We start from the raw sequence: 13,978 nt of genomic DNA, 5'->3' as shown, positions 1-13,978 counted from the left end.
GTGCAGCCGCTTTTTTAACATGCGTGCTTAAAATTAGTGGGCCAGGATCTGGCTCAAGAATTTTTGCGTACGATCAGACTGCGGGTTATTGAAGAACTCTTCTGGTTCATTCTCTTCAATAATTTCACCACCATCCATAAAGATCACTCTATCAGCAACCTTCCGTGCAAAACCCATCTCGTGGGTTACGCAAAGCATGGTCATACCTGTTTCTGCAAGTTCAATCATTGTATCGAGAACTTCCGCAATCATCTCAGGATCAAGAGCCGAAGTAGGCTCATCAAACAGCATAATACGTGGGTTCATACAAAGTGACCGAGCAATCGCCACACGTTGCTGCTGACCACCGGAAAGCTGACCAGGATACTTAAGCGCTTGATCTGGAATTTTTACACGTTCCAGATACTCCATCGCGATTTCTTCAGCTTCTTTCTTCGGCATCTTGCGAACCCAGATAGGTGCAAGCGTACAGTTTTCCAGAACTGTCAGATGCGGGAAGAGATTAAAATGTTGAAAACACATTCCCACTTCACGACGGATTGCATCAATATGCTTGAGGTTACCAGTTAACTCGATGTTATCAACAATGATATCACCTTGTTGGTGTTCCTCTAGACGGTTGATACAACGGATCAAAGTAGATTTACCTGAGCCCGAAGGGCCACAGATAACAATACGTTCACCACGTTGAACATTCAGATTAATATCTTTAAGAACGTGAAACTGGCCATACCATTTATGAACACCGTTCAACTGGATAGCCACCTCATCGGTCTTTTTCGAGGTATTGGTATTTGCATTACTCATAATACCAGGGCTCCTTATCTTTTATGACCAGTGTGAAGTTTATTCTCAAGCCATAGGCTGTAACGCGACATCGAGAAACATGAAATAAAGAACAATAAAGCGATAAACACATAAGTCTCAGGTGCGAGACCACGCCATTTAACGTCTGCAACGGCCACCTGCCCAATTCCGATAAGATCGAAAAGACCGATGATAGATACAAGTGTCGTATCTTTATACAAACCGATAAAAGTGTTCACAATTCCAGGAATAACAATGCGTAAAGCCTGAGGAAGAATAATCAGACGCATGGATTGCCAATAACTAAGGCCCATCGCATCTGCACCTTCGAACTGTCCTTTCGGAATGGCTTGAAGGCCACCACGAATAACCTCTGCCATATAAGCAGAAGAAAACAGAGCAACACCGATCAAGGCTCGAAGTAGTTTATCGAAGTTCACGCCGTCTGGCAGGAACAAAGGCAACATATTCGAAGCCATGAACAAAATTGTGATCAATGGTACGCCACGAACGAATTCGATAAAGCATACACAGAGTGTCCTTACAATTGGCATATTCGATCGTCGACCAAGAGCAAGAACAATCCCGATAGGAAAAGAAGCAACAATACCTGTAACACCGAGAACCAATGTAAGAAGTAAGCCTCCCCAATCAGAACTATCAACTGTTTCCATACCTAATCCACCGCTTAAAAGGAAAAAAGCAATGAAAGGAAATAGCATTGAGAATATAAGAAACAATCCTCTATGTGGAAGCTTGTCGAATAGTACTGGTGCAATGGCAACGATCATAAGCACGAAAGTTATATTCGCTCGCCAATACTCTTCTTTCGGATAAAGCCCGTACATAAACTGATGAAAACGATCACCAATTACAAGCCAACAAGCACCACCTAAAGTACAGTCAGCTTTGGTTTCACCGACAAAAGTCGCACCAGTTAAAGTCCAAAAAATTGAAGTCGAGAGAACATGGTATAAGAAATAACCCGTAACAATAGTTAGGATTGTATTTCCGATACTCGAAAATAATCTCTTTCTAAACCAAGCTATTAATCCTGCCTCTCCCAAAGGAGGAGGAAGATCCGGATGCTCGCCGGGAGCATATTTTTGTTCAGTTAAACTCATCTGCTCCTCCTATCTTTCAACCAAGCGAACACGGTTATTATACCAGTTCATGAATGAAGAAATAACCAGACTAATCGTTAGATAAACCAGCATCGTTATAAAGATAACTTCGATGGCCTGCCCTGTCTGGTTCAACGTTACGCCGCCAAAGGATTGCACAATATCTGGATACCCAATAGCAACAGCCAAAGAGGAGTTTTTTGTTAAATTCAGATACTGACTAGTCATCGGAGGAATAATCACCCGAAGAGCCTGAGGCAAAACAACCAGTCGCATTGTCCAACTTGGACGCAACCCCAATGCTTCAGAAGCCTCGGTTTGACCATGTGAAACGGATTGAATACCTGCACGGACTGTTTCTGAAATAAAGGCCGCAGTATATAGACTTAAGGCAAACCATAGAGCAGTAAACTCAGGTTTAATCGTTACACCGCCTTTAAAGTTAAATCCTTTTAATTCTGCATACGCAAAATCAAGAGGAAATCCCATTACAGAAAATGCCAATAATGGTAAGCCCAGAATCATTGCCACATTGATCAAGAAAACCGGATAGATTTTACCTGTGGCTTCTTGTGTTTTCCGTGCCCATTTTGCAAATACAAAACTCGCGACAAGGCCAATAACCAATGCAATTGGAACCCACATAAAACCATCACCAGGTAGAGGCTCAGGAAGGATCAAACCACGTTGATTTAGAAAAAAGGTGTCATTAAAAAATGACATACTTTGTTTAACAGAAGGTAATCCAAGGAAAATTGCATACCATAAGAGAATTTGCAGTAACAAAGGTACGTTACGCGTCATCTCGACGTAGCCATAAACAACTCTGCTCACCAACCAGTTAGGTGATAGACGCAATACGCCTAAGAAAACACCCAGAATAGTTGCCGCGATGATTCCCAACGCAGAAACCATAAGCGTATTAAACAAACCAACAAGGAACACACGACCATGAGAGTGTTGTGCTGTATATTCCATAAAAGGGGAAATGGCGATATCGTATCCAGCAGGGGCACTTAGAAAATCAAATCCGGTTTGGATACCGCGTTTTTCAATGTTCTGTGCTGTGTTGAAGACGATGAATACGATAAATGCGCCTAACAGGCCAATTACCAGTGCCTGAAAGAAAAGCGATCTAAACCGCTGATCCGTTAAGAGCGAGGCTCCACCCGACCCACGGGCATTTTGTGCAGTTTCAGCCGACATACTGCCTCCTAATGCTTTTATTTTTATTAAAATTAAAGCCTGTTAACCCAAGGTAGGGCCACCAATAAGGCAGCCCTACGAAGGATTAATCAGGCTTTAATGTGCTCGACTTAGCGCATTGGAGGAGCGTAAAGCAAACCGCCATCTTTCCACTGAGCGTTAATACCACGCTCAATATTAAGAGTGTCAGTTAGGTTTGTTTTGAAAGACTCACCATAGTTACCAACGGTTTTAATTACGTTGTATGCCCATTTTGAATCAAGACCAAGCTGTTCACCCATGTTACCTTCAACACCAAGAAGACGAAGGATTTCAGGGTTAGAAGAAGAAGTCATTTCATCAACGTTAGCAGAAGTAACACCAAGCTCTTCAGCAATAATCATCGTGTTAAGAGTCCAACGAGCGATATCGCCCCACTGTTGGTCACCGTGACGAACGAGAGGACCGAGTGGCTCTTTAGAAATGATTTCTGGAAGAACAACCTGATCAGCTGGAGATGCGAGAGTCGAACGGAGTGAGTAAAGACCTGAAGCATCAGTTGTGTAAACATCACAACGACCTTCGTCATATACTTTCGCGCCTTCTTCAGCTGTAGCAATCGGAACAGTTTCATATTTCATGCCTTGAGCACGGAAATAATCAGCCAAGTTCAACTCAGTAGTTGTACCAGTTTGAACGCAAACAGAAGCACCGTCTAGTTCAGTCGCACTGGAAACACCGAGGCTTTTATTCACGAGGAAGCCTTGACCATCGTAATAGTTCACACCGACAAATTCAAAGCCGAGGTTCACATCACGAGAGAAAGTCCAAGTCGTATTACGAGCAAGTAGATCGATTTCACCAGACTGAAGAACAGTAAAACGTTCTTTAGAAGTCGTCGGTGTAATCTTTACTTTCATTGGATCGCCGAATACCGCTGCTGCAACTGCGCGACAAACGTCTACATCAAGGCCTTCCCAAACGTTATCTGCGTTTGGATTGGCGAAACCAGGTAATGGTGTAGCAACACCACACTGTAGCTCACCGCGTGCCTTAACGTCATCAAGAGTGCCAGCCTGAGCTGCGGCGGTCATAGCTGTAGCAGCTGCTGCTGCCACAAAAAGGACTTTTCCGAATTTCATTTTTTGTGTCTTCCCTGCTGTTTAACACGTTTATTGTTTGTTTAAGACGTCGCAAACAGGACATCCCGATTTTTTAATTCATCGGTAGACATATTGTTCACCAACGCAATAAACATGTACTACCAGTAACCTATAGAAGCGGATCGGAAAACAGCATTTTTCACTTTGTCAGGAGACAATTTGAGACAAAAGAATATGTTTTCAATATTTTCAATAGCTTATACTGTTTCTAAAAATTTGAACTTTATTTTATTTTTTAAAATAATTAGCAAAATTTTTCATGTAAAATGGTTAATTTTTATGATTTTCAGAAAAATTGTCGTAACCGCGCCATGGCTATTACCCAAACATAATCCCCATTTAGATGAATTTTATCCTGACTTATTCACCTATGTGATTATTAATAGCTATCGATTCTATAACTTTTAAATATTATTGAACGACTATTACTTGCATAAGTGATTTCCAAAGCAGATGCTGCCATTACTTTTCCTACTCACGTATTGCTAATGAGATGTCCATGCCCAAGAGAGATTTTTCGCAAGATACCAAAATCACGCAGCTTGGTAGAAACCCTTCTGATAATCATGGTGTCGTAAATCCGCCAGTTTATCATGCTTCAACGATCCTTTTCGATTCGGTAGAAGAAATGGAAGCGCGTGCAGCCGTAAAATTTGATAAGGGCACGATCAATTATGGACGTCAGGGAACACCTACAATTTTCTCTTTAGAAAATGCTGCCGCCGAGTTAGAGGGCGGTTTTGGCGCATTTTGCGTATCATCTGGTCTGGGCGCCATTACTACGGCAATCCTGAGTTTTGTAGAATCGGGTGATCACATTCTGGTCACAGACTCTGTATACGCGCCTACCCGGCTATTCTGTAATGACGTACTAACGCGCATGGGCGTCGAAACAACCTATTACGACCCCTTAATCGGCAGCGATATCGAAGGCCTTATCCAACCCAATACCCGTTTAATTTTTACAGAAGCTCCCGGCTCGCACACTTTTGAAATGCAGGATATCCCAGCTATTTCAAAAGCAGCCCACGACAAAGGTGCTCTTGTAATAATGGATAACACCTGGGCAACGGCTCTCTATTGTAAGTCTTTTGACCTTGGGGTCGATATATCCGTACATGCAGGCACAAAATATGTTGTCGGTCATTCTGATGCCATGCTCGGTTTAATAATCACAACCGAAGAATATTATCAGAAGGTAAAAGAAACCACGTTTCACCTAGGTCAATGCTCTGGTCCAGATGACGTATACCTTGCTCAACGCGGTCTAAGAACAATGGCTGTTCGACTTAAACAACATCAACAAAGTACGATCCAAATCGCGAAATGGTTACAAACACGCTCAGAAGTTTCCCGTGTTCTCCACCCAGCCCTACCAGAAGATCCCGGACACAACATCTGGCAACGCGACATGACTGGATCTACAGGTTTATTTAGTTTCATATTAAACCCAACCCCAAAAGCCGCCATTAATGCGATGGTAAACGACCTTGATCTCTATGGAATAGGATACAGCTGGGGTGGATACGAAAGCTTAATCTTGCCAAGTAATCCAAGTTCAATTCGCACGGCAACAAAGTGGGACGCTGAAGGCCCTCTACTAAGACTTCATATCGGCCTTGAAGATCCTGATGATCTTATACGAGACCTTGAGGCTGGTTTTGCAAGAATGTCTTCGCGGTAAAGGACTTGGTCATGAACATAGATTCTCTTTCCCAGATACTTTCAACAATAAAGTTTGATAGCCAGGGATTGATCCCTGCGATTGCCCAAGATAATGACAAAAACGATGTCGTTATGATGGCATGGATGAACGAAGAATCCATCAGAGAAACGTTTAAAAGTGGTCGAGTATGTTATTGGTCACGTTCTAGAAAAAGCCTTTGGAAAAAAGGTGAAACATCCGGACAACACCAGGAACTAGTCGACTTTCTTATCGATTGTGATGGTGACACCATTTTATTGCGTGTAAAACAACATGGAGTGGCCTGTCACACCGGGCGGAGAAGTTGCTTTTATCGTTCTGTACAAAATGATGGCACGATAAAAGAAACAATGAAGGTCGAAAAAGACCCTTCAGAACTCTACAATTCATAACAAAACGAACGATATCTATCTCTTCAACCTGCCTTGGGTGACACCTTGGCAGGTTTTTTATGATTTAAAATCAACTATCTTTCTATTTAAAAAACTAATTAGTGTCGCAAATTTTAGCAGAGCATTAACCCATTACCGTTATCTTTTGCTGGCAATATATAATTAGGCGGTAGGTTAATGAATAAAAATTCAGATTCTGTAATCAGCGAAGAAGAAGTCGACAAAATTGCTGAAGGTGAGATGCTTGACGAAGCAAGAGACGTAGCATCCAGTCTTGAACTGACGTTACAACAAGTTCGAACAGGAAGTTTAGATGGCAAGACAGCCGTTGACCGGCTAGTTCAAAACTCTTCCAACCTTCGGTTTAAAGCGAAATCGGTGAACATTCCAGGGTTGGCGGCTATTACCCACCGACTTGATGAATATCTCGGCGGATTAAATGACCTCGAAGCCCAAAATATTACAGATCTACAAACCTATAGTGACCGTATTTTAGCTCTGCTTGATGGTGAAGCCATGCCGGCTGAGACCATTGCTGAAGTCGTACGGTCCATGCCCCACAAAAGCACATTCAACGTCGAAGATATTGAGATTACCAATACAGAGGTGCTTTTAGTTATTCCGCAGAAAACAGCTGGTAAGGTTGTAGCCCGGGAACTCGAAGCTTGTGGTTACAGGGTTACATCCCTCACAGAGCCCCTCGAAGCTATCACCATGGCACTGGAAACCAGACCTGATTTAATCATTACATCCATGGTAATGCCTCGACTGGGAGGCGCCGATCTTGCGTGTGCGTTAAAAGCAATGCCTTCCACAAGAAGAATACATGTGGCGGTCTTAACTAGCCTGTCTTCCGATGATCCAGCAATGCTCGCTCTACCAATGAACGTTGGTGTTATCCGTCGAGGCAAAACCTTTGGTGATGACCTCGCAGACGTACTGCAGAAATTTAATATTACCTAAAAATTACCAAAATTATCATCTCACCATTGATCAATTGTAACCGCACGTTATTTATAGGGCACATTTACCCGCAATAACGTGCGGTTTTTTATATGGAGAACAAACAATGACTGATCAAGTACGCGCATCACACATCCTTCTTATGTATGAAGGATCCATGCGTTCAACTGCGACCCGTAGCAAAGATGAAGCTGAAACTTTGATGAATGACCTCAAAGCTCAGGTAGAAAACGGTACAGCCTTTGCTGATCTTGCAAAAGAACACTCAGACTGTCCATCTGGGAACGAAGGCGGAGATCTTGGTCAATTTGGCAAAGGTATGATGGTTCCTGAATTTGAACAATCTGCATTTTCTATGCAGCCTGGTGAAACCAGTGATATTGTTGAAACATCATTTGGTTACCACCTTATTCAACGTACAGAATAAGCACTTCAGGTAAAATCAAACGTATCGCTAACACCCCATAACGTTTTCAGAAATCAAGATTATCATAAGGAGATACCCCGTGGTTGACAGTTCAACTGAGCGTCGACTTTTCCCACGATATTGTCATGATTTTAAAGCACTGATCAATATTGATGGGGATTGGGTAACAACGAATTGCCGGGACATTTCAGGGTGTGGAATTAGATTTATTTCAGATCTAAGGCCTACTCTAAAAACAAGTATACAAGTACATATAGATAATCTTGGTCGATTTGAAGGTACGGTTCTGCGCTTCGAAGAAGACGGTTTTATCGTTCACTTGAACGCTTCCGAATTCATCATGCAGCAGTTGGCCGATCAATTATCAAGAGATTTTGTGGGCACTTAGTTGGTACAATAAAAAAAGCGGGGTAAATTCACCCCGCTTTTTTTTATGTCAAAGTAACATGTTAATCGAAAAGTGCATCAATGTCGTCTTGAGTAATACCTTCATTTTCAGCAGAAGGACCGTTCATTAGCTGCTCGTCACCTTCTCTTTCATCACCGGCACCGACAGGCAAGTCCATAAATGCTTCAGCACCCCAGATATTAATCATCGATACAATACGGTCTTCTATAAACCGGAGGGTATTAATAATCTTGGTCATTCTCTGCCCGGTTATGTCCTGAAAATTAGAGGCTTCGAGAATTGTAATAACTTCGTTTGCGATCTTGTCACACGCCATTTGTACATCTGTATCATCATGCAAAAGACCCGAAAGTTCATTAACGGTTTGCTCAATACGCTCGTTCGCATCAAGAATACTATTCGTAGCCGTTTCAGTCGCCATAACAATTGCATCTAATTCGTTCGTAGATTGCGCAAACGAATCATCGGCATCATCTGGATGTTTGATCTGTGCAATTTCTTTTTTAGTTTTCCCAATCATACGCACCATTTGGGCGATTTCTACACGAACATCTTCTGCGTCGTTATAATTTTTCTCTTCTTGAGTAATTTCAGAAGCAGCTTGACGTTGCATGGAGTTCGATTGTTTTAGTGCTTTTATTTCAGACCTAAGCTCATTAATAGATTCAAACAATTGCATGTTTGAAACCGTAGCATTAGGAGCTAACCCCCGACGTAGGCGGACTCCCCGTTCGGCTGAAAATTCTTTTGTTGATTTGTTATCGCTCATTATTGGCTCCCAAATGACCCCCGTATTTGCGAGTAAGCATAGCTGCCAATGCTTAATGCTTTATTGAATATGTTGTTATTCTAACAAGAAAAATGGATTTTTTTTTGACCGGTTGAACAATTTATTAGTATCCGCTTTAACGATTGGTTGAACATTTTGTCATTTTGCCTCAACATAGACGGCCGATTCCGAGTAATATTTGGAGATCGGTAAAAAAAGAATTATTACTATTTAATTTACCAATAGACAGGGATTGGGCACTCAAATGAAGAAGCTGTTTCAAACGGCTGCTGCGTCAATAATTGCATTGACTGCTGCCGCCGCTCACGCCGAAGAAATCAACCCAGCAGTCGTATTCGATATGGGTGGTAAGTTTGATAAATCCTTTAACGAAGGAGTTTATAACGGCGTAGAAAAGTTCTCCAAAGAAACTGGCATTAAATACCGTGAATTCGAAGTTACAAATCCTTCACAACGCGAACAAGCCATCCGGAAAATGGCCCAACGCGGTGCCGATCCAATCGTCGGCGTTGGCTTTGCTCAAGGACCTGCTATAGAAAAAGTGGCTAAAGAATATCCCGACATTCGTTTCACCATTATCGATTCTGTTGTCGACCTTCCAAACGTACAATCTATTGTCTTTAAAGAACACGAAGGCTCCTTCCTCGTAGGTGTTCTTGCTGCTATGGCCTCTGAAAATCATAAAGTTGGCTTTATCGGTGGTATGGATATTCCGCTTATCCGCAAATTTGCTTGTGGTTATGCGCAAGGAGCAAAGTTTGCAAACGCAGATGCTGAAGTTTACAGCAACATGACAGGGACAACACCTTCTGCATGGAACGATCCAAGTAAAGGTTCTGAATTGGCAAAAAGCCAATTTGATAAAGGTGCTGACGTAATTTTTGCTGCTGCTGGCGGTACAGGCATTGGTGTATATCAAGCTGCTAAAGATTCGGGTAAATTAGCGATTGGTGTTGATTCCAATCAAAATCACCTTCAGCCAGGTACCATGCTGACATCCATGACAAAAGGCGTTGATGTGGCTGCTTATAACGCTTTCAAAACAGCAATGGACGGCACATGGAAACCTGGTCTCCATGCTCTTGGACTTGCAGAAAACGGTGTTGATTGGGCCTTGGACGATAACAACAAATCCCTTATTACCGACGCTATGAAAGCAAAGGTAAAAGCGGCTCGTGAAGCTATCGTTTCCGGTTCTATTTCTGTACATGATTTTACAACGGACAATTCCTGTCCTGCTCTGTAATTGAGTAAGTCTTCAGAAATTTAAATACTGAATTAGGTTTTTTATGAGTATAAAAAGCATCAAGACTGGTCAGTCTGACGCAGTGGGGGAGCAGTCAGCTCCCCCACCTGCTATTGAACTAAAATCCATTAGCAAAAGCTTTGGCCCTGTAAAAGCAAATCACAATGTAGATTTAAAAGTTCTTCCTGGAACAATTCACGGCATCATAGGTGAAAATGGTGCCGGAAAATCAACGTTGATGAGTATTCTCTACGGCTTCTATGAAGCTGACAGTGGGGACATATTAATACACGGACGTAAAAAAAGAATCCACTCATCCAGAGATGCTATTTCTTTTGGTATTGGTATGGTTCACCAGCATTTTATGCTCGTAGAAACCTTTACTGTCCTCGAAAACGTCATGCTCGGCGCAGAAGGTGGTACGCTTTTAAACGAAAGTAGCAAAACAGCCAGAGAAGAGCTCATAAAACTATCAAAAGAATATAGTTTATCTGTTGATCCCGACGCTTTAACCGGAGATCTTCCCGTTGGCTTACAACAAAGAGTAGAAATTTTAAAAGCGCTTTATCGCGGCGCCGAGATCCTTATTCTCGACGAGCCCACAGGCGTTTTAACTCCACAAGAAACAGATCAACTTTTTAAAATTTTAGATATTCTTCGCAGTCGCGGTGTATCCATTATTTTGATTACGCATAAGCTTCAGGAAATCATGGCCATTACAGACTGCGTTTCCGTAATGCGCGCTGGCACAATGGTCTCTGAAAGAGAAACAACAGCCACATCCAAGAATGAACTGGCCGAACTTATGGTTGGTCGAAAAGTCCTTTTAGAAGTTAATAAATCAGAGGCTAATCCTGCTGAAATATTACTTGAAGTAACCGACCTTACCCACGAAGAAGGTGGCGTTGTCCAACTTGACAATGTTTCCCTAAAACTTCGCGCAGGCGAAATTGTCGGTATTGCAGGTGTTTCAGGAAATGGGCAAACCGAACTTCTTGCCGCCCTTTCGGGTATTTGCCCCCTGCAAAAAGGGTCTATCCAAATTGGTGATATAAAAATTACCCCTGATGCAGCCTATACTCCTAAAGAGTTCAGGAACATTGGCGTTGGCCACGTCCCAGAAGATCGACATCGTATGGGAATGGTAAACGCCTTTGCGGCAAAAGAAACTGCAATTATGGGCTTTCATAAAGATCCTGTATTTAATCATAAAATCCTTATGGACCAAGATGCAATTGAAGAAAATTGTACGCGATTAATGCGCGATTATGATGTCAGACCAGAAGACCCAAACCTGAAATCGGCTAATTTTTCTGGAGGCAATCAACAAAAGCTCGTTCTTGCCCGGGAAATGGATCGGAATCCGAAAGTCCTGCTTGTTGGCCAGCCAACCCGCGGTGTCGACATTGGAGCCATTGAGTTTATCCATAAAAATTTGATCAAAATGCGCGACGCCGGGTCAGCAATTCTGATCGTCTCTGTTGAGCTTGAGGAAATTATGTCTTTAAGCGATCGCATTCTTGTCATGTTTGAAGGTCGAATTGTCGGGGAAGTTTCAGGTAAAGACGCCGACGCTCGTCAGCTGGGCCTTTTGATGGGTAATGCAGGCAATCAGGAAAATTCTAATAATCAAAAAAATGATCATTCCGGGGAAGTTGCGGTATGAGTAACCCAAGTAAAACATTACCTGCCTGGATTGATGTCGGTTTAATTCCGCTCATTAATATAACTTTTGCCTTTATCGTTTCAGGGTTGGTTATTTTCATCATTGGTGAAGATCCAATAGAAGCTGTTAAATTACTGATTTATGGTGCCTTTGGTAACGATTACAATCTCGGATATACCCTTTACTATACAACCAATTTCATCTTCACCGGCTTAGCTGTCGCTGTCGCTTTTCACGCCAGCCTGTTTAATATTGGCGGTGAAGGTCAGGCTTATATCGGTGGGCTCGGTGTTGGGTTGCTTTGTTTGGCTTTGGATCAATACGTCCCTCTTTGGGTCATTCTCCCCTTGGCCATCATCGTTTCCGGATTATTTGGTGCGGCTTGGGCGTATATTCCAGCTTACCTGCAGGCTTATCGCGGGAGCCATATTGTTATCACAACTATCATGTTTAATTTTATCGCTTTCAGCGTGATGAACTATGTTTTGACGCAGGTCCTAATAGAACCCGGCTCAGGATCACCAGAAAGCAGAAATTTACTGGAGACAGCTCATATCCCAACAATACAAGATGCTTTTGGATGGTTTGGGATCGAAATCGCTTACACTAATTTAAATTTATCCATTGTACTTGCCTTGATTTGTTGTGTCTTCGTTTGGCTTTTCATTTGGCATACCCGTTGGGGATACATGATCCGTATGCTTGGGCAAAACGACGCTGCAGCCAATTATAGTGGCATCAATACCCGCCGAGTTATTGTCGGTACTATGTGTCTATCTGGCGCCCTCGCGAGTTTTGTTGGTATCAATGAAATTATGGGTGTTCATCATCGACTTCTGCTAGACTTCACTGCTGGATACGGCTTTACGGGCATTGCTGTCTCTCTTATGGGACGTAATCACCCGATTGGTATTGTCATCGCAAGTTTGTTGTTTGGTGCTCTCTATCAAGGCGGTACAGAATTAGCTTTCGATATCCCAACAATTCAACGGGAAATGATTTTAACCATTCAAGGCTTGGTCATTTTGTTTTGTGGAGCCTTGGCATATATGGCCAGACCAACAATCGAGCGGTTCTTTTTCCATATGACGAGAAATAACCAAACGGTAGCGGCGGAGTAAAACAATGGATGATACTTTACTTCTGCTTATTTCGACCCTTGATTCTACGCTCAGAGTTTCAACTCCGCTTATACTTTGTGCAATGGCCGGTATATTCTCTGAACGTTCAGGGATTATCGATATTGGTCTGGAAGGTAAACTTCTCGCTGGGGCTTTTGCCGCCGCGGCTGGAGCAGCTGTAAGTGGTTCTGCCTTTATTGGTTTGGGGGCTGCTATTATCACTTCAATTATGATGGCTCTCCTTCATGGTTTTGCCTGTATCACCCACAGAGGAAACCACGTTGTTAGCGGACTTGCTATTAACATTTTAGCCTCAGGACTAACCGTGACACTTGGTGTGGCGTGGTTCCATAAGGGAGGGCAAACACCAAACTTGAGCGGTGATGCACGCTTTTCGCCCATAACACTTCCGGGTGCAGAAACGTTTGCCGACATTCCTTTGCTTGGCCATGTTTATACAGAACTTTTAAGCGGGCATAACCTGCTCGTTTATGTTGCTTTTCTTGCCGTTCCTATTACTTGGTGGATTCTCTATAAAACACGCTTTGGCCTTCGTTTACGTGCGGTTGGCGAAAATCCGCAAGCAGTTGATACCGCAGGAATTTCCGTTGCTTTCCTCAGATACCGCGCAGTGATTTGCGCTGGCATCCTTTGCGGCATAGCAGGTGCTTATCTTTCCACAGGTCAAAATGCAGCTTTTGGTAAAGAAATGTCAGCGGGTCAGGGTTACATCGCCCTTGCCGCGATGATCTTTGGTAAATGGAAACCCCTGCCCGGCCTACTCGCCTGTTTACTATTTGGTTTCCTAGATGCCATGGCGGTAAGGCTTCAAGGGGTTTCCTTCCCTGGAATTGGCGAAATTCCCGTCCAATTCATGCAGGCATTACCTTATGCCCTGACCGTAATCCTTTTGGCGGGATTTATTGGAAAAGCGGTGGCACCAAAAGCCATTGGTAACCCGTATGTAAAAGAGAGATAAT

Annotated in this window: 14 protein-coding genes; 9 read left to right on the top strand and 5 right to left on the bottom strand. The window is 42.9% G+C overall.

Annotated features, from left to right (window positions below; translation table 11 throughout):
* Positions 1-33 precede the first annotated feature (33 nt).
* The 4 genes from ACFSKO_RS17650 to ACFSKO_RS17635 all read right to left on the bottom strand — a co-directional run bounded on the left by ACFSKO_RS17650 (position 34) and on the right by ACFSKO_RS17635 (position 4,258).
* Positions 34-807: an amino acid ABC transporter ATP-binding protein gene (locus ACFSKO_RS17650; protein ID WP_380254081.1), complete on the bottom strand. Its 774-nt coding sequence runs from the start codon at positions 805-807 to the stop codon at positions 34-36.
* 14 nt (positions 808-821) lie between these two features.
* The gene (locus ACFSKO_RS17645; protein WP_380254079.1) at positions 822-1,931 is read right to left on the bottom strand and encodes an amino acid ABC transporter permease; all 1,110 of its coding nucleotides are present in this window, start codon (positions 1,929-1,931) and stop codon (positions 822-824) included.
* 9 nt (positions 1,932-1,940) lie between these two features.
* Positions 1,941-3,137: an amino acid ABC transporter permease gene (locus ACFSKO_RS17640; protein WP_380254077.1), complete on the bottom strand. Its 1,197-nt coding sequence runs from the start codon at positions 3,135-3,137 to the stop codon at positions 1,941-1,943.
* A 110-nt stretch (positions 3,138-3,247) separates the two neighbouring features.
* A complete protein-coding gene (locus tag ACFSKO_RS17635) occupies positions 3,248-4,258 on the bottom strand; it encodes an amino acid ABC transporter substrate-binding protein (RefSeq protein WP_380254075.1) in 1,011 nt (336 codons plus the stop codon).
* Between the two features lie 520 nt (positions 4,259-4,778).
* Between ACFSKO_RS17635 and metC the strand changes: the two genes are divergently transcribed.
* The 5 genes from metC to ACFSKO_RS17610 all read left to right on the top strand — a co-directional run bounded on the left by metC (position 4,779) and on the right by ACFSKO_RS17610 (position 8,154).
* Entirely contained in the window at positions 4,779-5,963 is a 1,185-nt protein-coding gene (gene metC, locus ACFSKO_RS17630) for a cystathionine beta-lyase (protein ID WP_380254073.1), read from the top strand.
* An 11-nt stretch (positions 5,964-5,974) separates the two neighbouring features.
* Positions 5,975-6,376, top strand: coding sequence for a phosphoribosyl-AMP cyclohydrolase (gene hisI, locus ACFSKO_RS17625; protein WP_380254071.1), 402 nt, complete (start codon positions 5,975-5,977; stop codon positions 6,374-6,376).
* A gap of 177 nt (positions 6,377-6,553) precedes the next feature.
* Positions 6,554-7,339, top strand: a complete 786-nt coding sequence (locus ACFSKO_RS17620; protein WP_380254069.1) for a response regulator — start codon at positions 6,554-6,556, stop codon at positions 7,337-7,339.
* Between the two features lie 106 nt (positions 7,340-7,445).
* Complete coding sequence (locus tag ACFSKO_RS17615) at positions 7,446-7,766, top strand: peptidylprolyl isomerase (protein WP_465262319.1); 321 nt, start codon at positions 7,446-7,448, stop codon at positions 7,764-7,766.
* A 79-nt stretch (positions 7,767-7,845) separates the two neighbouring features.
* Positions 7,846-8,154: a PilZ domain-containing protein gene (locus ACFSKO_RS17610; RefSeq protein WP_380254067.1), complete on the top strand. Its 309-nt coding sequence runs from the start codon at positions 7,846-7,848 to the stop codon at positions 8,152-8,154.
* Between the two features lie 61 nt (positions 8,155-8,215).
* Here the strand turns inward: ACFSKO_RS17610 and ACFSKO_RS17605 are convergent, their stop codons facing one another.
* On the bottom strand, positions 8,216-8,944 hold the full coding sequence (locus ACFSKO_RS17605) for a protein phosphatase CheZ (RefSeq protein ID WP_380254065.1): 729 nt from the start codon (positions 8,942-8,944) through the stop codon (positions 8,216-8,218).
* Positions 8,945-9,209: 265 nt separating this feature from the next.
* Between ACFSKO_RS17605 and ACFSKO_RS17600 the strand changes: the two genes are divergently transcribed.
* Genes ACFSKO_RS17600 through ACFSKO_RS17585 form a run of 4 tightly spaced genes read left to right on the top strand, consistent with a single transcriptional unit; the run spans position 9,210 to position 13,977 of the window.
* Positions 9,210-10,211, top strand: a complete 1,002-nt coding sequence (locus ACFSKO_RS17600; RefSeq protein ID WP_380254063.1) for a BMP family lipoprotein — start codon at positions 9,210-9,212, stop codon at positions 10,209-10,211.
* Positions 10,212-10,254: 43 nt separating this feature from the next.
* Positions 10,255-11,877 (top strand): ABC transporter ATP-binding protein, encoded by a 1,623-nt coding sequence (locus ACFSKO_RS17595; protein WP_380254061.1) that lies wholly within the window; start codon positions 10,255-10,257, stop codon positions 11,875-11,877.
* Positions 11,874-12,998, top strand: coding sequence for an ABC transporter permease (locus ACFSKO_RS17590; protein WP_380254059.1), 1,125 nt, complete (start codon positions 11,874-11,876; stop codon positions 12,996-12,998). The genes ACFSKO_RS17595 and ACFSKO_RS17590 overlap by 4 nt, the downstream gene beginning before the upstream one ends.
* A gap of 4 nt (positions 12,999-13,002) precedes the next feature.
* Positions 13,003-13,977, top strand: coding sequence for an ABC transporter permease (locus ACFSKO_RS17585; protein WP_380254057.1), 975 nt, complete (start codon positions 13,003-13,005; stop codon positions 13,975-13,977).
* Position 13,978 lies beyond the last annotated feature (1 nt).

The organism is Kiloniella antarctica (assembly GCF_042682825.1).
GTDB classification, from domain to species: domain Bacteria; phylum Pseudomonadota; class Alphaproteobacteria; order Kiloniellales; family Kiloniellaceae; genus Kiloniella; species Kiloniella antarctica.
This window is presented reverse-complemented; position numbering and strand designations above follow the sequence as displayed.

Bases quoted from the DNA above. Each gene is read 5' to 3' on its own strand.
- ACFSKO_RS17650 (WP_380254081.1), bottom strand. From the start codon at position 807: ATGAGTAATGCAAATACCAATACCTCGAAAAAGACCGATGAGGTGGCT.
- ACFSKO_RS17645 (WP_380254079.1), bottom strand. From the start codon at position 1,931: ATGAGTTTAACTGAACAAAAATATGCTCCCGGCGAGCATCCGGATCTT.
- ACFSKO_RS17640 (WP_380254077.1), bottom strand. From the start codon at position 3,137: ATGTCGGCTGAAACTGCACAAAATGCCCGTGGGTCGGGTGGAGCCTCG.
- ACFSKO_RS17635 (WP_380254075.1), bottom strand. From the start codon at position 4,258: ATGAAATTCGGAAAAGTCCTTTTTGTGGCAGCAGCAGCTGCTACAGCT.
- metC (WP_380254073.1), top strand. From the start codon at position 4,779: ATGCCCAAGAGAGATTTTTCGCAAGATACCAAAATCACGCAGCTTGGT.
- hisI (WP_380254071.1), top strand. From the start codon at position 5,975: ATGAACATAGATTCTCTTTCCCAGATACTTTCAACAATAAAGTTTGAT.
- ACFSKO_RS17620 (WP_380254069.1), top strand. From the start codon at position 6,554: ATGAATAAAAATTCAGATTCTGTAATCAGCGAAGAAGAAGTCGACAAA.
- ACFSKO_RS17615 (WP_465262319.1), top strand. From the start codon at position 7,446: ATGACTGATCAAGTACGCGCATCACACATCCTTCTTATGTATGAAGGA.
- ACFSKO_RS17605 (WP_380254065.1), bottom strand. From the start codon at position 8,944: ATGAGCGATAACAAATCAACAAAAGAATTTTCAGCCGAACGGGGAGTC.
- ACFSKO_RS17600 (WP_380254063.1), top strand. From the start codon at position 9,210: ATGAAGAAGCTGTTTCAAACGGCTGCTGCGTCAATAATTGCATTGACT.
- ACFSKO_RS17595 (WP_380254061.1), top strand. From the start codon at position 10,255: ATGAGTATAAAAAGCATCAAGACTGGTCAGTCTGACGCAGTGGGGGAG.
- ACFSKO_RS17590 (WP_380254059.1), top strand. From the start codon at position 11,874: ATGAGTAACCCAAGTAAAACATTACCTGCCTGGATTGATGTCGGTTTA.
- ACFSKO_RS17585 (WP_380254057.1), top strand. From the start codon at position 13,003: ATGGATGATACTTTACTTCTGCTTATTTCGACCCTTGATTCTACGCTC.